The sequence below is a fragment of the Pedobacter sp. UBA4863 genome (assembly GCF_002399615.1).
Lineage (GTDB): Bacteria > Bacteroidota > Bacteroidia > Sphingobacteriales > Sphingobacteriaceae > Pedobacter.
In genome coordinates, this window is the sequence record NZ_DHDZ01000033.1 from 35,895 (window position 1) to 55,215 (window position 19,321).

Genomic DNA, 19,321 nt, shown 5'->3' on the forward strand with positions numbered 1-19,321 from the left:
TAAAAATGGAGTCCTGCTTTTCTTCCTAATACTCATCTCCTGGAAGCCCCGGGAATAGTTACCCAGATCAACCTGGAAAGCGCTTTCCAACAGCCTTGCAATCTGTGTCAGGCCAGCATTGGCATTGTTTAGTGAACCCATACATTGCAGGCCGTAGAGTATTTCTATGAGGCCAGCCTTAGTATCAGTCCATGGTAATGATGCAAGTGAAATTTCTGCACCATCTTTACTTTCTTGGTAGTCCAGGTCTTTCAGTAGTATAGAAAGCCTATCATTCAACAGATCAAACGCCATAATCTTGGCAACCTGATAGTCTTTACTTGTCCTGAATGTGGTATCGCTATCCAGGTAGGAAATGTCCGGCAACAACTTGATATCATATCTGTCACGTAAAAAATATGACTCGTCCATATAGGAACCACGTTGGCGGTAATAACGGTAGAACTCCTGTTGATTATCGAAATACTGATGGATCTTTTCTAGCTCTTTTTTAAGCAGCTTCCTTTGTTCCTTTATTAGAATAGGCATCCTTGTATGAATATCATAAAGCTTGACATACATGATGAGCAAAGCAAAAAACTTAGGTTTGATTTCTTTAAAGAAAAATATTTCCTCTTCATTGTTTTCAAAGCCAGTTTTACTTACATACTCTTTGAGCTTTTCGATATTCTCCCTTACTACTGAACTAGACCTCTCAGCCCTATCAATTGGACAGTGAACCTCTGAATCTACAGTCTCTATCGCCTGGCTCACCTGATTGTAGAGCTTTTCAAAATATGCTTTCATAACTACACAGATATTCTTTACTCGTTAAGCAAATTTATCACATGGCCTTATCCCCCAAAGAGGATTTAGCTGGTGTTTTTAGGTAGAGTATTTCAAATCATAGCTGAAGTAGATTTTATTAAAATGAAGTAAAAATGAAATATATCTTTAAAAAAAGACGATAAAATAACAACAACATTTCCGATACTCAAAGGGGAAATTCCCACGAATATTTCGGAACAATTCCCCCTATGAAATCAATTGGGTTTGACATATTTTTCGTCCATGTCGTCAATGAAAACTCCTGTGGCATTTGCAGAAGACCATGTAATGGTACGTAAGAGCATCGTTGCTTTCTTCAATGCCACAGACCCTAATTTCAATATTTCCATTGAAGCAGACAATGGTGTTGAATTATTGGAAAAACTGTCCCACTCAGAGGTTCTCCCTGCCATCTGCATATTGGACATCAATATGCCACAAATGCCGGGCCGGGTACTTTTGGTCGAACTGCGCAAAAGATACCCTGAAATGAAGTTCCTTGTACTTACCGCATTTTATGATGAGAACCTGATCATTTCCATGATCTCTGCCGGAGCAAACGGATATCTCTTAAAGAGTGATGATACCGATGAGATCAGCATAGCGCTGAAAAGTATAAAGGAAAATGGCTATTACTATTCAGGGGCCGCTTCATCGACCATGTTCCAACTGTTCAGCGACAAACAACGGAAGGTCAACTACGATTTCAGTATGATGGAGGAAGAGCTGTTGAGGTATTCCTCTACCAATCTGACCTACGAAGAGATTGCCAACAAGCTTGGCACAACGGCTAAAACAATTGAAGGACATAGAACCCGACTGTTCGCCAAGCTAAAGATTTCATCGAGGGTTGAGCTTGCCCTATTTGCATTTCAGAGCGGCATTATCCCCTTTAAAGAATAGATTATCAAATACATATAACCATGAAAAAAACAACTGGCATTTTACTACCCATTCTAGTTCTGGCCGCATGTAACCAGAATACACAAAACCCAGCGCAGGTTACTAATGTCACAAGTACTGCCATTATCTCCAGGGATACGGCAAACATGATGGTATCCAGCTATCTAAGCAGCATCAACGTGGCAGCTAATGACACAGACGTCCGCTCTTTCTTTATTGATGCGGCACCGATTAAGGCGCTATTCGACAGCGCTGCAATAGGCGCAAGCGTAAAACAACTGAAGATCTTTTTGGCTCATACCCCGCAGTACATTCACGGAGGGGGTCAAAATATCAATTGCGGCTACCGGAAAAATGGAATTACCCTGGTCATAACAGGAGTTGATCTCGCGGGAAACTATGTCTACCTTCCAGACCAGACCGCAGTCAACAGGTCGACCTCCTGTCCATCGAATTGCCCAACAGGAACGTCAGGGAACAACCTTTTAATTCTTAACACCACTCTGCAATGAGTTTCTACCTAATGGCGACAATGGTTGTTACTATGTTGTCTACAGCTATTGCCATCGGCCTGTACAACCTTAGGCACATGGACAGGGCATTAAAAATCGTCCTGCTTTTACTTTTTGTGTCCCTATCTTCTGAAATTTTAGGCATATATGCTGCCTATAGGTTCCGGAACAATATCCCTGTTTACAACACGTATAGCATCATAGAGGCAACCCTGGTTTGCCTCTATTTCAATGAACTTTTCCTTGTTAAAAAAAGAAAATGGATAGGCAATATACTTGCCGGAATTATCTTTTTAAGTGGCATTGCCTATCATTTAGCCTATCACCCCAACAATGCAACAAGTAGTATATTTCTGACCATTGAAGGATTTCTGACTATTATATTCTGTTTGACCTATATCTACAAAACAGCACTCGGCGTAATGCCAAGAAGATACCAGCATATATGGATCTCATTAGTCTTCCTTGTGTACTGGACTTTGACCATGCTCAACTGGGTATCCTATGATTACCTCACCATTGCCCTGCCCAAACATAAATGGATCATAGACCATATCATCTTTTTGACCAGCCTGTTGACCAATCTATGCTTCACGATCCTATTTATACGGTTACCCTATTTAAACCTCAGGCATGGGAGTGCATAGTGTTGTAATTGAACTGCTGATCGTCGGGACCATTTGTATTGCGATCTTAACCACCTTCCTGGTATTGATCAGTATGGCATTCTTTAAAAAGCAAAAACAACAGTACCAGGAAAAACTAAAGCTTGGCTTTGAAAATGAGAAAAGGGAAATGCAGGCACGGGTTGAGGAAGGAGAAATTTTGATGACCATCATTTCCAAGGAAGTACATGACAATATTGGGCAGTTAAGTACGATGATAAAGATGCACCTCCGAAAGATCGGCAAACTGGCAACAGACAATACCCAGATCACCATAATCGAGGCGGCACATGAATTTGCTGACGAATTGATCCTTAATGCAAGGGAAATCAGTTATTCGCTAAATAGTGACCTCATTAGGGAAAACGGCTTATTCAGAATGGTATCCAGGCAGTTGGAATATATCAAGACGGTTAAAAAGATCAATTATGATATTGAGATCGATTCGGATGAAACTGCTATTGCCCCTGACAAGGCACTGATCATATATCGCATAGTCCAGGAAATATTGAACAACATTCTAAAACATGCCCATGCAGAAATGGTTACCGTAAGGATCATATATCAGCATCAGTTCTTTAAGTTGACGATACGGGATGATGGGCAAGGATTTGAAAGCAGTGGTTTTGCAAGGGAAAGTATGGGACTGAAACAGATGCAGCAAAGGGCAAGATTATTAGATGGTGTGTTGAACATAAACTCTGAGAAGGGTTTTGGAACAATTGTTACCCTTTCGATTGAAAAACTCACCAATTAGAATGATGAATAAATAGTTATACCCTCGCCATTTTCAACACATACTGCTGCGCTGTAATAAAATTTAAGGCTTATGCTAAATAGTAAAGGGAAAGGACAGATCCTGGCATCAGAAGCAGACAGGTTTAAGGAGCTAAAGGACTATATTGATGTAAATCTTCAGAATGATCTTACTGTAATGCACCTGGCAAATTTAATGGGACAAAGTATTGCCAATTTTAAGCGGTACTTTATCGCTGTCTATGGGATCAGCCCTGGAAAATATGTACATGATGCAAGAATGGAAAAAGCACATGAACTGTTGTCTCAGCACACATATCAGATTTCTGAAGTGTCTGAATTAGTAGGTTACACTGACCGTACCAGTTTCAGCCGGGCTTTCACAAAGCATTTTGGCTACACACCTCAAGCATTGTTTAACGATGGACAATCTCAATTTTGAGCTAAACTGCAACATATTTGAGCCAATCTGCAACACATTTGAGCTAAACTGCAACACCTCGAATTAAATCACTACCTAATTTTACATCAACAAATAGGATATACAATATCCTATCACTCTGAAAACATCGACCATCATGAAACGCCGAATTACTTTGGAATTGCTTTGTACCGTTTTAGCATTAGTATTCATATATGCTGGGGTAAGTAAGCTGATGGACTACTCAAATTTTAAAGTCCAGCTAAGTAAATCACCAATACTGGCTGATTATGCCAATACTGTATCATGGGCTGTACCAGTTTTAGAATTATCCATTGCCGCTAAACTCTTTGTTGCAGGCCTTAGAGAATTTGCTCTATATGCATTTCTATTCCTGATGTCATCATTTACAATATACCTATTAGTCATTTTGAATTTCAGTGATCATATACCCTGTAGCTGTGGAGGAATATTGCAGAAGATGTCATGGGAAGGCCATATCATTTTTAATCTAGCTATTATAACAATAAACCTTCTCGCTATATATCTATTCAATAAAACGCAAGGCAAATTGCCTTTACATAAAAACATTGCGCAATCAGGGTTAGCCGAAAACCTGCGAACAGAGTAGGCGAAACATCATCATTAAAAACAAATCAAAATGAAAAAGTTCAAACTGAGCCTTGCGGCATTCGCATTCCTTTTCGCTGTTGGAACAGCAATTGCTAGCAACACACAAACGGAAACCGCTTTTCTATGGAACCCTGATACTCAAGACTATGATGAGCCGTCATCCCGTACCGAGGTAGAATTGTTATGTGACGAAGGCCCTGCAGAATGTGGCGTAATCTACGATGAAGAAATGAATCCTGACTATATCAACAAGCTACAGTAATCAATCATGAGGGTGGCACATGTGCCACCCTTTAATTATTTTGAATGATTAAAAGAATATACATAATAATCCCTTTTCTCACCATACTTTCTGTTTTAGCTATTGCAATGCTCAATAAAGCTGAAAACAGCTCAACAAATAGAATTGCCAATGGTTTTAATCGGCACCTAATTACCTGTTCACTGGAAAAGAAGTGGAAGATAGACCCACAATTCAATCACATTGCTGGTTTAGACTCAACAGCGATTATACTTTGTAATAATACACCTGGCATGATAAAATCAGTAAATAGATTTTCCGGAAATAGTCGAACAGTATTTTACAAACTCCCTTACATTAAGAAACTAAATAGAAATTTTAGCACTTTTTATACTAATCAAAAATTAGAAATTGTAGGTGGTAATGTTCCCATATTATTAAGGCTGAAAATGAATTCTGACTCTATGGTTTTTCAAACGTACTCATTTAAGAATACTTTCAATAAATATATCCCCATTAAGCACAACAAATTTCTATATGGATGTTTAGACTCATCGCTTCAGCATAGGGAATTACACATAATCAACCTCCAAAACAACTTCTGTACTTCTAATGGTAAAGTACTAAACTATTACTCAACCAATAGTGATGGTAAACTCTTATTTGATAAATCGTGTAATGAAATTATCTACATATATTTTTACAGAAATTCATATCTGCGAATAGACACAAACTTAAATCTATTAATGGCGTGTCAAACAATTGATACATTTAAAGGAAGGGAAACTAAGAAACTTGTTAAAACAGGTAAAAGAATCAAAAGAGAGAATATTATCCAATCAGCAGCTAGTAATAGACTTAGTAGCATTTCAAATGGGATTTTATATGTCAACTCAACTCTGAAAGCAGATAACGAAACAAATACAGATTTTGATCAAAATGGGGTAATCGATATATACAAGATATCTGAAAACAAATACAAAGGGAGTATTTACATCCCTTTGCACAATAAAAAGAAAATTGATGATTTCTTTGTTAAAGACAACTATTTATATGTCCTTTTTAAGGGTGAATTACATATGTACAGATTAAATGACAGCACTCTAAAGCTTTTTCAAATCTGAAATTACCACCATTTCAATTTCCTTCTCTTTTTCAATTATATCCAGACCATATTTATTTAATCCTGTCTTAAGTGACTTCAGATTGGAAAGTTTACCCTTAATTTCAAGATCCACATTCTCTGTTATACCAGTATCGTTAATTAATGGTGTACTATAGCTTTGTAAATGGAGGATTGCAAGTTCAGAAAGAAACCTGTCTATTGGGATATTTACAATCTTTAATCCGTTTCCATCCTTGAGGAATTGAGGTTTTGCTCCTTGGGTCTCTAAACTAGAAACATCTCCAATCTTAACAACTGCCAAGCACTTTACTTTCCTAAGCTGTCTACTGCCAATAATATTAAATTTCGCTCCCAAAAACCCATTTAGATCATTTTGCATCTGCCTATAAAACTTACTTTGAGGGATATCTTTCCGCATTACCAACTCGTAACTAAAAGTGGTTGTTATTGTTAATTCTTCCGACTGATGGCTTTTACTTTTGTCCCAAGGTATATATGTAGATAACCGCTCTGGATTTTTCATTTCTATAATTGCTCTATTTCTAGGAATGAGATAGGGATCTCCCTCACTAAATGCCGTTTGGTACAACATTCCAATATTAGTATTAGTCATAAATGCTCTTTGGTAGTCTCCCTTTTTGCGAACTCCTCGCCTACTACCTAATCCTTTCATATAGGGCAAAAAAACTGAAGATTTTTCTACCGGAATACTATCAGATATTATGCCGCCACCTAAAAACAACTTTTCTGCATCATATTTAATATCTCTCTTTAGCATCATTTTGTTAATTCCTCCTGCCAGAAAAGATTGTAAATTCTTATCGTTAACATCTTCGCCTTTAGTTATAGCGTATACCGTTCCGCTTGCATCAATCCAAATCTCGTGGGGTACTGCTTTAAAATTGAAAATTCTATTTATTTCTTTGCTTGAAGGTACGATTGGAAGAATAGTATTTTTAAGGATCTGATCATCCGTCTTTTTTAAGAAGTTTCTAACTACTCCCTCATTCTCTAGTGTCAGTGAGATAATTTGAATTCGATCATTGTATTTTCTTTGTAGGCTATCCAATCTTGGCATTGTTTTTAAACAAACGCCACACCATGTAGCCCAAAAATTCAGGATAATTGGCTTTCCTTTAAAGGATGAAATGTTTGCTGATGGTAATGGATAATTCATTACCTGCGCAAATAGTAGGTTTGGTATTTGATCTCCAACCTTAACACCATTATGTGCTGAATCTTGAGCGATTAAATTTTGAGAAACGATTATAGATAGAATTATAGCTATTATTGTTTTCATATTTATCTAATATTTTGAGGTAAACTTGGATTTGCCGCGATTACATCATCTGGTATCGGCAAAACGTATCTTGGGTCGTTGGGCACTAGGCTATATTGTTGCGTACCTAAAATTCTTACGAGTGTCGTTTGAAAATTTGGATCTTGGTTTAGCCTTCTTAGGTCAGTCCATCTTAATCCCCTAAAAACTAACTCCTTCCTTCTTTCGTTAAGAATAATAATTAGTGCATCATTGCTGTTTGAAGCAGTTATGGGTACGAATGTTCCATTCTTCCAGCGTTTTACAAGTAATTTGTTCAGATCTGCTAGTGCTTCTACATATAAACCTTTTCTGGCTTTACACTCAGCACTAGTCAAATACAGCTCTCCATTAGAAAGACCTGAGAATAGCAACTGCGACCCATAATAGCTTCCTTTAAAGGCTTTGGTTCCATCAGTGTTTGTTCTAAAATATGCAGATTGTCTTAGATCATTACTTGCATAACTTTGAAACAATTGGTTGTCAACCCTACCATAAGTATTCCAAATCAGACTACCATTAAGTACACTATTAAAAACCACCTCATTATTAAAACGCGCTACTGGATAGGCTGCAGTTAAAGTCAGGGTATTAAAATCCAGCAAAAAATTTGAGATTGCTAGTGCTTTTCCTGAATAAACGAGGGCATTTTCAAAATTGCTCATGCTCAGATAGACCCTCGCTAATGCAGCAAAGGCTGCAGCTTTTCCAGGCCTGGTCTTGTAGGGAACAATTTCGGGAAGAAGTTCCGTTGCCTGAGTTAAATCGTCTATAATCCTATCATACGTTTGAAGAAGTGTAGATCTAGTGAGAATTTCATTTGGATCCGAAGTTAACCTTAAAGGCAATCCATAACCAGTATTTGTTGTTGCCGGATTATATGGAGAACAATAAATCTGTGCTAGATTGAAAAATGCATATGCTCTATAAAACAATGCTGAACCTTTTACTGTATTGTAGGTCGAAGTCAATCGATCGCTATTACTAAGTTTTTGAAGTCCTTCCAAAACTATATTAGAATTATAAATTTGCTGGTACGACTTATTCCAATCGAAAGACGTTGAACCTGCGTAAATCTCTTTTTGCCAGATATAAGTATTTTGTTCGATTTCTGTTCTGGTTAAAAAATCATTATATGTCATGTAGTAATTGTCAGCACTCATTTCTCCAGCATTTGGTGTAGAACCACCTTGAGTTCCATTCATTAATGCAGAGTTATCTAAAATTGCTTGTAAATCAGCCAGTGAAACTGGTACTACGATTGAAGCTCTTGGTTTTTCATCAAGCCAATCTTTTTTGCATGAATACAATAGATTCAAGCCTAACCATAAGGGCATTAGCATCAAGCCAGATCTTATTCCTATAGATAAATTGAAAATTTTATTGAAACATTTCATGGTGTTAAAGTTTAGTACTTAATCCAAAGGTTATTGTTTTAGGTAATGGTAATGTGCTGACTGAGAGATCAGGATCGAGGCCGTATTTATTAGCCCTCCAAATTATTCCCAGGTTATTTGAATAGATGAATAGTTGGATTCCCTTTAAAGATTTTTTGTTATTCAATTTCAACTCATATCCCAATCGAATGTCGTTCAGCCTGATGTGATCACCCTTATTAATCAATACTTCAGAATTTTGGTAAAATGTTTGCCTTGCTGCAACAATCGGCAGTGGAGCAATTGAAGGTATGCTTGTACTTAACTCGTCTCCAGGGTTCTGCCATCGATTTAAGTAGTCCACATGCCCAGACCAATTATTAAATAGACTGGGATAACTAATTGAGGAACGCTTAAAGTAGTAACCAAACTTATAACTGACATTGAAAGAAAGACTGAATGATTTCCATCCGAAAGTATTCATAAACGATCCGAAAAAAGTAGGCATAGCCGTGCCATTATAAATAAGTCGGTCAGGTGTAATATTTGTTAATGCAGTATAGGTCTTAGAAATATTTCCATTTGCATCATAACCTCGAGGGTCTCCAGTCAAAGGGTCAAGTCCAGCCCATCGGTAACTGTAAATCGCCTGCACTGGATTTCCCACTAATGGAGATACGATCAGAGGATCAAGGCCATTACCAAAATTTAAATAATCACTGGCTGTTGACAAAACATTATATCGGGTAACTTCATCCCTGTTATAACTCAGTAGAATATTTGAATTCCACTTAAATCTTCCATGGAAATTTACAGTAGAAAACTGAAGATCGAGTCCCTCGGCTCTCATATTAGAGTAGTTACCCTTTATTACTGGATCACTCATATTATTAAAGATGCCTAAAGTGGGATCAACAATAGAGTTTCCTATTAGATCAATTCCCTTTTTTTGATAATACTCAATACTTCCACTTATCCTATTATTAAAGATGCCAAAGTCAATCCCAATATTTAACAAGCTATTCCTTTCCCATCTTAATTCAGGATTGCCTGGATTAGTAATACTAACATATCTGGCTCCTGTATAACTGTCAGTCTGATATCTCCCTGTTGTCAATGCAGTAACTGACTTATCAATATTACCATTATACCCAAATGTTGTTCTCAGTTTCAGGTAAGAAATTAAAGGGACTTTAAAAAATGATTCAGAACTAATATTCCAAGCTGCTCCAGCAGACCAAAGAGGCACTTGCTTTTGATTTGCTCTGACGCCAAATAGATTACTTTGATCAATCCTGGCACTAACAGAAAATGTATATTTTTTATTGAACGTGTATGCCCCGTTAGAAAAGTAGGAAATGTATCTGTCAATAATTGAAGAAAGACTACCAGAACTAGGTATTGAACCGGAACCCGATACAAAATATGGATATACCTGATTATAATTAATAAGCGGATTTAGAGTTTCTAACTCATCATTGTATCCATAATGCCTTACTGATCTGGTTTCCTGCTTAAATTGTTTAATCTCATAGCCAACAATACCTGTAAGTTCATGAAGCCTACCCAGAGACTTATCATACCCTAATTGAGCTCTAATCGTATGACTAAACTGGTCAGTGTTTGACAAATTTAGAACTCCGCCAATAGGAATAGGCCGCGTAACAGTGCTGCCGAAAATCTGAGTAAACTTGTTGATCAGATCCCTGGTAGCAAAACTGTCTTCAGATTGGTTGCTCCTTGAATTTCCTGATGTTCTCTCATATTGGTATTTAACTTCTGCTGATAAGCCCGGAAGTATGATGTATCGTATTTCAGGCGATAACCTCAAATACAATTGCTTAGACCGTGTGTCTGAAATTAGTTGCTCCTGAAGCGGCCTATATAGCCAATCCAATAAGGGCGTATTTGAAAGGGATTCAAGATAGCTTTGACGATATTGATTTGGTACAGCAAGTGGACTGCCCGCATCAGTTGCCAACCTTGCGTACGGATATATACTTTTGGTTCCTGAAATGGCTGCGCTGCTAAAGTCCGGAACAGTTGCTGTATTACTATTGGTTACCATTAACCGAGTACCAATCCTTAATGTGCTGGAAAGATCAAAATTCTGATTGGCATTCAGTGTAACCCTATCATAGCCATTACCTATTATGTTACCCGTGTTCTTATCATAGCCTGCTGAATAATGGAAGGTTGTTTTATCCGCACCACCTTGAAAATTAACAGCATACTGTTGATTTACTCCATTACGGTAAAAGTATTTGCTCTGGTCGTTTCTAATATCAATTAGGCGAAATTCATTCAATTGTCTTTCGGCTTCTTCAGCAGATAAAGTCCCGCTTCTTTTTCTAGCTAGTATTTCAACAACCGGTGAAATAATTGGTCTGGTCGTAGTATTATTAAGATCACTATTGTAAAATCCTTTATCAAACAACATTTGTTCCACATTAATGTATTCTGACGAAGTCAAAAAGGCCCGGTCATAAAAAATATCTGGCTTGTCTTTGATCGTCAAATTTGTGCTGACATCAATATTTAGCAACTGGTTTTTTCTGCCACTTTTTGTTTTGATTACCAATACTCCGTTGCCTGCTCGAACACCCCAAATGGACGCTGCGGCTGCATCCTTGAGTAGTGTTATACTCTCTATATCATGCGGATTAATGTTGTTGATATTACCATCAAATGGAAAATTGTCAAGGACAATCAAAGGTTGAGTATTAGCCATAATTGTACTTCTTCCACGGATACTGAATTTTTGTTCATCTCCCTGCCTTTCATCAAACTGGACACTTGGTGCGATCGCTTTCAGACGGCTGATGACATCGGTAGATATCTGCCTGTTGAACTGTTCATTCTCTATCATTGAAAATGATCCTGTAGCCCTTTCCTTTGGAATATCTTGATAACCTGTAGATACAATAGATACTTCCTGTAATGTACTTGTATCAGGGCTTAGTTTGATAGAAACTGGATTTTCATTGGTTATTCGGTATTCCAGAACTGTGAAGCCGATATAGGATATCAATAGAACTTCGTTGAGCTGTGCTTCGATGGTGAAGTTGCCATTATTGTCTGTAATGGTGTAGTTCTCTCTCCCTTTGACCCTGATGGTTGCTGCGGGAATGGGTTTATCGTTCTCATCTTTTACGGTACCTGTGATTGGTAATAGCGATAGTTCGTTTGATGGGGTTTTGTTTGCTTGGTTAGAGGAGACGGCAATGGTCTTGCCGATCTGCCTGAATTTGATGGGTAGTCTTCTTTCCAGTTCTGCAAGTACCTCGGTTAATGGCTTGCGCTGGGTCTGGATGTCTATAGGGGGTAGTTTGGAGATCGTTTGTTCGTTATAGGTGAAGCTCACCCCTGCCTGCTTTTCGATAGCGGAGAATATAGCCCTGACCGGACTCTGTTTCATGTCCAGGGTGATGTCCTGTGCGCTGGCAAGACCAGTTGCCAGCGCCGATAGTACGAGTACCAGTAAGAATAGGGTCAGTAGCGATAGTCTCATGAGCTTGTGGCAATAGGGATAGCGCTTACGGTAATTTTTTACCATATTTGTTTGGGTTTAATTGATGTTGGACCTAAAGCCCGCCGCACAGGTTTTCGAAGGCTGGTGCGAGCGGGCTTTGAATTAAATTATTAACTTAGTCTAAAACTGTTGGGTAATCCTGCCTGGCAGTGTTCCCCGGTACTTACTTGATGGTTATTTCCCTTTCATTGGCTGTTTGGTATGTAAAATGGTTGGAGAAGCTCAAGGCTTCCATAATTGAGGATAGCGACTGTCCTTCTAATCTTAATGTGATCTTTTCTTTATTGAGTTCCGGCCTTTCGACCTTGATAGTAACATTGTACTGACGCTCGATGGCTCTGATGATGGTGGCAAACTCCTCTGCCTCGAAGGCAATGCGGTCATCCTTCCATGCGGCGATGTCGGTAGCTCTGGCCACTTTGCTGGTGCTGGTGACCTGTTCTTCCTCTAGGTTCACTTTCTGAGATGGCAAAAGGAAGACAGTCTTACCCTTGTTGGCTGGTATAACCCCTACCTTACCGGAGAATACGGTTACCGATGAGGCGGTTTCGTTGGCATAGGCTTTCACTTCAAAAGCTGTACCTAGTACGTTCACGGTGGCATCCTTCATTTTTACGATGAAGGAACGGTGCTTTTCATGCACAACATCGAAATAGATCTGCCCTTCCTCTACGGTAACAATCCTTTGGTTGTCCGCGAAAGCTTTGGGATAACTCACCCGGCTTCCTGCATTCACCCACATTTTGGAATTGTCCGGCAGCGTGATTTCCCTTTTCTCGCCCAGCGGCACTTCAACCCTCACCATATCATGACTGGACTGGAGCTGATAGTACATAATGGCTACCACTACCGCAATTACAGAGGCCACCATTAGAGCTATTCCCTTTAACCCGACCCTGAAGGGCTGGTGCATTTGCTTTGCTTTCTCTTCAACGAAATTCCTGATGAAACCGTCAGTCCTGCCTACGACCCTTTCTATGGCATCGCTGTTTTGTTCCTCTGCTACGCTTTCCAATTCCCCGCGGATCAGTTGCATTAACTGCTCGTTGGTAACGTCCCGCTTAAAATGCTCCTGTATCATTAACAGGTCCTGCTCCGATGGTTTGCCGGATAGGTAGTTTTCAAATGCTTGGTGTAGTTCAGGTGAAGTTTCCAAAATGTGCTGTTTACTATGATTACGCACGGGATTGAAAAACTAATGGGTCGATGTTGATTTTTTTTCAATAAAAGAAAACAACTGCCTTCCCAACTTTCTGTTGACAATAAAACAAAAGCCTCGACCAATGGCCGAGGCTTCTATCAGATAAGCAATAAACAGTTATTTTCTGGCTAGTACCACGTCGCTATAGGCAATGGTACCGTCTTTGTCTATCTGGGCAAGTCTCACATAGACCTGTCCTTTGCCTCTGCCCAAAGCTTCCAGTTTCGTATCTCCAGCCTCATCCTTGGCGCAGGAAATTACAGCACACAGCACCAACAGCAGGATGGAAACTCTTGCCAAACGGTTCCTGGTAGCAGGGAGCATAAGTAGGCTCAACAGTCCAAAGCCCGCAAGGACGGTTCCGCCCAAAATGGTTGCAAAACTATAGGTCAACAATCTTGAGGAATTCCCATCACTGGCTTTAGAGCTTACCGTTCCCAGTTCATGCCATACACTGCCATCAGCAGAAGCCTGCACCACAAACTTGCTGTTATTGGCCTCGCTAAGCGTTGTCCAGTCCACCTGCAGTTTTCCCGCCTTTAAACTGGCAGAAAGGCTGCCCAGCCCAACCGGCAGCACACCGATCGGATCACTGATTCCCGAACCGTTATAGACAATGCCCGCATTGCCTTGTCCATCATTGGCTACACCCTCGAGAGAGAAAGAGGTCGTGCGTGGCGAGGTGGTAAACAGTCCGTAGTTTAGTTCTCCAAGCGGATCCTCTCCAACGTTCAGCGGAAGGGCATTGATCTGGAACTGCCCCCCGCCCTGTATGAATACGGTCAGCTTCTTGCCCTGATCAATGGTCATGATACCTGAGCCCCAGCCAATGTTAAAGTTCTGATCGGTGGAGCCAGCCACCAGTTTGCCCCCATTGTTGATCCTAAAGGACACCGTCTGCTCAAAGTGCGTAAAGTCCAGCCCTGGCGAAAGCGTCAGCGTGCCGCTGATATCGATATAGGGGTGTCCCGTGGTGAAATTGGTGGCATTGAAGGTTACGGTTCGTCCGGCGGGGATAACCACATTGTCGCCGTTGACCGGGACGGTGCCGCCCCAGGTAGCAGGGGCTGACCAGTTGCCGTTCGTTGTTGCCGTCCTTGTGGCAGCGAAGGCATAAACGCTGGCCAACATAAGGCAAATGGTTAAACATAGGTGTTTGAGAGAGTAGAGTTTTTTCATGATCTGGGTTTTAAGTGTTAATTATTTATTTCTTACAACTTATAGTTGTACGCTTGAAAACAAAAAACTAATGGGTCGGTTTGGATTTATCTTAAAATGTGGTTACAATCTGCGAAGCGATGGCGGTAATCAGTGCGGTAGATGGCCTTAACTGCTGGCGCAAAACTTTGTTGGCCTTTTGGATATGTTCGTTTATTGTTGGCGCTGAAATACCTAGCTGCTCACTGATCTCCTTATAGCTTTTGCCCTCGATCCTGAAAAGTGTAAATACCGTCCTGCAGGTTGGTGACAGGTTATCGATGACCTTTTGCGCACGTTTCAATTCCTCCCTGCTGATCAGGTTCTCCTCGATATGCTGGTACAGTTCGGTGGTATTAGCGGAAAGGTGGTCGGCAAGTTTTTGGTCGCGGGCCGATTTCCTAAAGGTATCATAGACCAGGTTCTGTGCTATGCGGTACAGATAGGCACCGAAAGGCTGCTCTTCATTGATCCAGTCCCGTTTCTCCCAAATTTTCAGGAACAGTTCCTGTAGTACCTCTTCCACCAGTTCCTCGGACTTTAGTAGCCGCAGCAGGTTGCCTGTTAGCCTCCTTTTATGCAGGTGGTATAGCCGCTCAAAAGCCTGCGCATTGCCGGATTTAAGTTCCAGCAATAGCTCGCGTTCGCTATTGTCAAATTTTAGGGCCACAGGTCAGGTTTTTAGTTTGGTGACCTAAAATTAATTATAAATTAATTGAATGTGAAATTTAAGTATTAGCAACTATAACTTTCTTCAATCTCCTTAGAGCAAAGCTAAGCAGGTACATAAGATCTGGCAGGAATTTCACAAGTGGATTTTTAAGTGAATAATATTTAATCGGATCCTTGTCGCGTACAGGATATCTGGACAAATCACAATGGCTGGCTGTTAATAGCGCACAGATATAAAATATACCAACTGCTTTTGCAACTTCAATGATAGCTGGTAGCTCTGTCGATATAAAATTGTTTACGGATGATAAATCTTCAGATGAAATATTTGGGTAAAAATTTTGAATAAAATTTTCTTTCATGCCTTCACTGATATCTATCGTCAGTGTCCTTGCTTCATTTATTACTGATAAAAATGTACGTATTTCGTAAGCTGAAAACTCTAGAACTTTTGAATTGAACTTTCGCTCAATGAACTCTTTCATTTCTATCATCTTTGGATTCATTTCAGCTATTTGCTTTATCATTTCTGAATCCTTTGGATAGGAAATTTGATCCAGAAATTTCTATATATTCGTAACAATATCTCCACTATTTAAAATATCAGAATTAAATTTTTTTTCAATTCTATGTCCAAACTTTTTACGGAGAAATTCTTCATCGTTACCACCTTGAGAAAGAATAAAGGACTTACATGCTTTCTCCGATGCTTGTTGGAATAGGAAGATTGATGTTCTATATTGCTTCTTTTCAAACAAAATCTCAGCAGATTTTAGATCGCTCATGGCTAAATCCCATAACATTAATGCTCTATTCATTTGATTTTTAATTTAGCGATAATGATAAATACCACAACGGTGTACTGTTAAATGTCCCCGGCCATGCGATGTCGAACCTCAAGGGATAACCAGCCAGTTGTGTTTTTGCACTTAACCCGTAAGACCATGCCCAGCCTCTGTCAGGTGCTATTTTATTCCAGCTTTCCTTTGCAGCGGCGCCATCTACGAACATACCCAATTGCAGCAGATTGATAAATTGCAATGGCGTTTCCATTGGTATCAGTGTCTGGAATATGGGGAAATAAACATCCGCATTCAGTAGCACATATCGGTCTCCGTACATACTGTTCTGCAAATGCCCTCTTAGTGGCGTGGCCAGCGTCTGGAATGCATAGGGAGACTCTTGTGGAAAATGCACATTGCTGTCTATTCTCGGCGTTAAGGTATTATCCACCTGCCCCATATTGTACAGCACCTTTCCCTGCCCTGCGCTAAAGCCTGCCTGCGCCTGAGCGACTATGGTGATATACCGGTATACTGGTTGATGGTATTCAAGTTTTACAGTACTGCCCATCACGATTTCCTGTTTTTGCGAAAATGCTTTGAATACATCTACCAGCCCCCTTACCTTAACGCCTTTGTACAGCAATGGAATAGTTGGGGTCAGTTTGTTCCAGTTCAGGCTCAGCGTATTGATCGACCAAATGCTTTTAATGTCCTCAAAAGTCAGGCTATGCTGCTCTGTAGCCAGGAAAATAGTACGGTCCTGCCTTACCGCTGTCTGTATACCTGCTGATAGCTCGTATGTAATGGGATATTTTGCAGACAGCTCGTAGTAATGGGTCTTTACCTTGGCGGTATTTGGATAAAGCTTGCCATCCTCGTTTACCCAGTGCCTTTTTGGATCGGGGCGCAGGCTTTCCACTTTGCGGAAATATGCAGCTCCCCAATCCCATTTCTTTGCCTTATTCTCATACCGTACAAAAAAATCGCTGCCCTCTGAGCCTACAGGCAGGCGAAAGGCAATATTGATATGATGGTTCTCCAGCAGGTCGGTAAAGCCGCCCTGTACCATACCGCTCACTTCCGGGAATTTGAACTGCCCCTGGTAGTTGATATAAGGCTGGTACCTGTTGATGAAATAATCATTGTTCACCCTGGCCGAGAAATAGGCGCTATGCAATTGCAGGACATAAGGTTTTACTTTCTTAGGATGATACGCCTGTGTATTGATAATGGAGTCTTCCCTGCGTTGTGCCCTTTCTTTAGCGTTCTTCGGCATCAGTACCTGCTCCAGAAAAGACGGCTCTTCATCGCGTGCTGCGCGAAGCATCGAATCGATACGTGCATCTTCTGCTTTCCTGCGTTCATAGTCATGTAGCCAGGGGCTTTTGGTGGTATCTGTGTGCCTGTTGGCATCTATCCATTGCTGCACTGGTTGTTTGGTGATGCTGATGATACTGCCGCTGCTTTGGTAAAAAGCGATCTTTTCCTCATTCGTCAGGTATTGGTAGGGTTCGTACTGCGACAAGATCTGGTATTTTTCCGGCTGTTGCAGGCTGGGTGTGATGGTAAAGCGTTCACTGCCTTGCATTGTGTTGGTCGCCAGCAGCCTGCCATCCGGAAGTGGGAACGGTTTATCCCACCTGATGTAGGCAGTCGTATCTGTTACAAATGGGAGTACCTTACCCTCCTTCAGGATATAGATACCTTGTCTTTGTTTGATGCTGTCTTTTAACCCGCTGATCGTATCCGGCCTTTGAGAGCTAAAGAATAGCTGCCCCTTGTTTCCTGTTGGATGCGCGTCATCATAGCGGTCTGATGTATAGGGCCTGTACTGGAGCTTTACCGCATCATAGGTGACAATATCGCTTTGGCCTCTGCGGTAGGCGCTAAGGAGGTAATTGTTCTCTTCCTGCTGTTGAAAGCTGTTGATGCCGTCTATGCCTAATAAAACATCTTTTCCCTGCGTACCACCGGCAGCATTGTAATGCTTGATGACATGTTTGCCTTTATAAGGGCGAAACACACTAATGGTACTGGCATCCGCCCATTCTAGGAGGGGATAAGGATCAGTGCTATGGTCATTCAGCCAGGGTGGCAGCGGGTAGCTGGTTATCTTGCTGTTCGATTTTGTATGGATGTTGTAGCTGTAAATGGTTCGTTTGCCATTAAGGGTAACGGCATAAGCAATATACTGCCCTTCCGGGCTGACGAGTACATTCCGAAGTACGCCGGTCTTTTTAGCAATGTGAATACTGTCTTTACTCGAAGTATCTGTTACTGCTTCCAACCTGCTTTTATAAAAGGCAAAACACTGGATATACAGGCTGTCAAGGCTACGCTTGGTCACCAGCCTTGCAGATCGTTGCAGGTTCTTTTTTTTGAGCTGCTGATAGAGTTGGGTAACTGCCAGCGGATAATACCGCTCTGTAAGAAAGTAGCAGAATGCCTGTCCGCTGAGCCGGGGCTGATAAGCGATCACCTGTTGCCAGTTCTGAAAATCATTCTTCCTGAAAGACCGCAGCAGCTGGTCTTCGGCATGTAGCGGCCATTTGTGGGCAAAGTAGCGGATTGCTCCTTCTTTGAACCAAAAGGGAATATCTTCTTTCCCGGCACTTCCTTTGGCCTGGTCGCCCAGGCTTTCTTTTACCTGTGCTTCCCAAATCGCACGCACTACGGCTTCGTAAAGCTGTACTTTCAACTGCTCGTAGCTGCCGTTGTAAGAAACGACTACCCTGCTGCCTTTGATGATAAAAGTAGGTAGTGCATAGCTTTCCTGCTCAAACAGACCGATGTTTGATTCATACTGCTGGTCGGGCGATGGGTAGATGATGATATTGAGCTCCTTAAGCAGGCCGGTCGCCATATTATATTTTACCGTCCTGATCGCCAGTGGCAGTTCCCTTGCCGTAAAGGCGCATAGGCTGTCATAGCCTGTGGGAAAGTAGATATGAGAGCTCTTATTGTGCACGACCTTCCATTTGTACTTATGGTACTGGATACGGTTGTAGCGCTGCTCCGGTTGGGCTGCTGCTTTAAACGGCAGGTGGCAGAACAACATAGAGATGATAAAGTATGCGATATGGTTACGGTTAAATGGCATCAATGATCTGGCAGACAGTATTTTCAGCCGCAAAATTCCCTTATTTTATTGAACTTTGCAGCATTCTGCCTGTAGA

General features: G+C 40.9%; 18 protein-coding genes. 8 read left to right on the forward strand and 10 right to left on the reverse strand.

The window, feature by feature from the left end; translation table 11 throughout:
* Positions 1–786: RteC domain-containing protein (locus tag B3I52_RS06965; protein ID WP_293299843.1), on the reverse strand; the 786-nt coding region annotated here is incomplete at its 3' end.
* Positions 787–1,059: 273 nt separating this feature from the next.
* Between B3I52_RS06965 and B3I52_RS06970 the strand changes: the two genes are divergently transcribed.
* From B3I52_RS06970 to B3I52_RS07005, 8 genes are all read left to right on the forward strand, one after another.
* Entirely contained in the window at positions 1,060–1,710 is a 651-nt protein-coding gene (locus tag B3I52_RS06970) for a response regulator transcription factor (protein ID WP_293299845.1), read from the forward strand.
* A 20-nt stretch (positions 1,711–1,730) separates the two neighbouring features.
* On the forward strand, positions 1,731–2,222 hold the full coding sequence (locus tag B3I52_RS06975) for a hypothetical protein (protein WP_293299847.1): 492 nt from the start codon (positions 1,731–1,733) through the stop codon (positions 2,220–2,222).
* A complete protein-coding gene (locus B3I52_RS06980) occupies positions 2,219–2,869 on the forward strand; it encodes a hypothetical protein (RefSeq protein WP_293299849.1) in 651 nt (216 codons plus the stop codon). Before B3I52_RS06975 ends, B3I52_RS06980 begins: the two co-directional genes overlap by 4 nt.
* A 73-nt stretch (positions 2,870–2,942) precedes the next feature.
* The gene (locus B3I52_RS06985; protein WP_293299851.1) at positions 2,943–3,644 is read left to right on the forward strand and encodes a sensor histidine kinase; all 702 of its coding nucleotides are present in this window, start codon (positions 2,943–2,945) and stop codon (positions 3,642–3,644) included.
* A 72-nt stretch (positions 3,645–3,716) separates the two neighbouring features.
* The gene (locus B3I52_RS06990; protein ID WP_293299852.1) at positions 3,717–4,085 is read left to right on the forward strand and encodes a helix-turn-helix domain-containing protein; all 369 of its coding nucleotides are present in this window, start codon (positions 3,717–3,719) and stop codon (positions 4,083–4,085) included.
* Positions 4,086–4,221: 136 nt separating this feature from the next.
* Positions 4,222–4,695, forward strand: a complete 474-nt coding sequence (locus B3I52_RS06995; protein ID WP_293299853.1) for a MauE/DoxX family redox-associated membrane protein — start codon at positions 4,222–4,224, stop codon at positions 4,693–4,695.
* Between the two features lie 30 nt (positions 4,696–4,725).
* The gene (locus B3I52_RS07000) at positions 4,726–4,959 is read left to right on the forward strand and encodes a DUF6520 family protein (protein ID WP_293299855.1); all 234 of its coding nucleotides are present in this window, start codon (positions 4,726–4,728) and stop codon (positions 4,957–4,959) included.
* A 44-nt stretch (positions 4,960–5,003) separates the two neighbouring features.
* A complete protein-coding gene (locus tag B3I52_RS07005; RefSeq protein ID WP_293299857.1) occupies positions 5,004–6,062 on the forward strand; it encodes a hypothetical protein in 1,059 nt (352 codons plus the stop codon).
* On the opposite strand, the gene B3I52_RS07010 is transcribed toward B3I52_RS07005, so the two are convergent.
* The 9 genes from B3I52_RS07010 to B3I52_RS07050 all read right to left on the reverse strand — a co-directional run bounded on the left by B3I52_RS07010 (position 6,042) and on the right by B3I52_RS07050 (position 19,278).
* Positions 6,042–7,364, reverse strand: a complete 1,323-nt coding sequence (locus B3I52_RS07010) for a TlpA family protein disulfide reductase (RefSeq protein WP_293299859.1) — start codon at positions 7,362–7,364, stop codon at positions 6,042–6,044. The genes B3I52_RS07005 and B3I52_RS07010 overlap by 21 nt on opposite strands.
* A 2-nt stretch (positions 7,365–7,366) precedes the next feature.
* On the reverse strand, positions 7,367–8,779 hold the full coding sequence (locus tag B3I52_RS07015; protein WP_293299861.1) for a RagB/SusD family nutrient uptake outer membrane protein: 1,413 nt from the start codon (positions 8,777–8,779) through the stop codon (positions 7,367–7,369).
* Between the two features lie 4 nt (positions 8,780–8,783).
* Complete coding sequence (locus tag B3I52_RS07020) at positions 8,784–12,314, reverse strand: SusC/RagA family TonB-linked outer membrane protein (RefSeq protein ID WP_293299863.1); 3,531 nt, start codon at positions 12,312–12,314, stop codon at positions 8,784–8,786.
* A gap of 139 nt (positions 12,315–12,453) precedes the next feature.
* Positions 12,454–13,446 (reverse strand): FecR family protein, encoded by a 993-nt coding sequence (locus B3I52_RS07025; protein ID WP_293299865.1) that lies wholly within the window; start codon positions 13,444–13,446, stop codon positions 12,454–12,456.
* A 162-nt stretch (positions 13,447–13,608) separates the two neighbouring features.
* Positions 13,609–14,670, reverse strand: coding sequence for a G8 domain-containing protein (locus B3I52_RS07030; RefSeq protein WP_293299867.1), 1,062 nt, complete (start codon positions 14,668–14,670; stop codon positions 13,609–13,611).
* A gap of 91 nt (positions 14,671–14,761) precedes the next feature.
* On the reverse strand, positions 14,762–15,358 hold the full coding sequence (locus tag B3I52_RS07035; protein WP_293299869.1) for an RNA polymerase sigma factor: 597 nt from the start codon (positions 15,356–15,358) through the stop codon (positions 14,762–14,764).
* Positions 15,359–15,416: 58 nt separating this feature from the next.
* Entirely contained in the window at positions 15,417–15,887 is a 471-nt protein-coding gene (locus B3I52_RS07040) for a hypothetical protein (RefSeq protein ID WP_293299871.1), read from the reverse strand.
* 39 nt (positions 15,888–15,926) lie between these two features.
* A complete protein-coding gene (locus B3I52_RS07045; protein WP_293299872.1) occupies positions 15,927–16,178 on the reverse strand; it encodes a HEPN domain-containing protein in 252 nt (83 codons plus the stop codon).
* Positions 16,179–16,185: 7 nt separating this feature from the next.
* The gene (locus B3I52_RS07050; protein ID WP_293299874.1) at positions 16,186–19,278 is read right to left on the reverse strand and encodes a hypothetical protein; all 3,093 of its coding nucleotides are present in this window, start codon (positions 19,276–19,278) and stop codon (positions 16,186–16,188) included.
* Positions 19,279–19,321: the final 43 nt, after the last annotated feature.

Bases quoted from the DNA above. Each gene is read 5' to 3' on its own strand.
- B3I52_RS06970 (WP_293299845.1), top strand. From the start codon at position 1,060: ATGAAAACTCCTGTGGCATTTGCAGAAGACCATGTAATGGTACGTAAG.
- B3I52_RS06975 (WP_293299847.1), top strand. From the start codon at position 1,731: ATGAAAAAAACAACTGGCATTTTACTACCCATTCTAGTTCTGGCCGCA.
- B3I52_RS06980 (WP_293299849.1), top strand. From the start codon at position 2,219: ATGAGTTTCTACCTAATGGCGACAATGGTTGTTACTATGTTGTCTACA.
- B3I52_RS06985 (WP_293299851.1), top strand. From the start codon at position 2,943: ATGGCATTCTTTAAAAAGCAAAAACAACAGTACCAGGAAAAACTAAAG.
- B3I52_RS06990 (WP_293299852.1), top strand. From the start codon at position 3,717: ATGCTAAATAGTAAAGGGAAAGGACAGATCCTGGCATCAGAAGCAGAC.
- B3I52_RS06995 (WP_293299853.1), top strand. From the start codon at position 4,222: ATGAAACGCCGAATTACTTTGGAATTGCTTTGTACCGTTTTAGCATTA.
- B3I52_RS07000 (WP_293299855.1), top strand. From the start codon at position 4,726: ATGAAAAAGTTCAAACTGAGCCTTGCGGCATTCGCATTCCTTTTCGCT.
- B3I52_RS07005 (WP_293299857.1), top strand. From the start codon at position 5,004: ATGATTAAAAGAATATACATAATAATCCCTTTTCTCACCATACTTTCT.
- B3I52_RS07010 (WP_293299859.1), bottom strand. From the start codon at position 7,364: ATGAAAACAATAATAGCTATAATTCTATCTATAATCGTTTCTCAAAAT.
- B3I52_RS07015 (WP_293299861.1), bottom strand. From the start codon at position 8,779: ATGAAATGTTTCAATAAAATTTTCAATTTATCTATAGGAATAAGATCT.
- B3I52_RS07020 (WP_293299863.1), bottom strand. From the start codon at position 12,314: ATGGTAAAAAATTACCGTAAGCGCTATCCCTATTGCCACAAGCTCATG.
- B3I52_RS07030 (WP_293299867.1), bottom strand. From the start codon at position 14,670: ATGAAAAAACTCTACTCTCTCAAACACCTATGTTTAACCATTTGCCTT.
- B3I52_RS07040 (WP_293299871.1), bottom strand. From the start codon at position 15,887: ATGATAAAGCAAATAGCTGAAATGAATCCAAAGATGATAGAAATGAAA.
- B3I52_RS07045 (WP_293299872.1), bottom strand. From the start codon at position 16,178: ATGAATAGAGCATTAATGTTATGGGATTTAGCCATGAGCGATCTAAAA.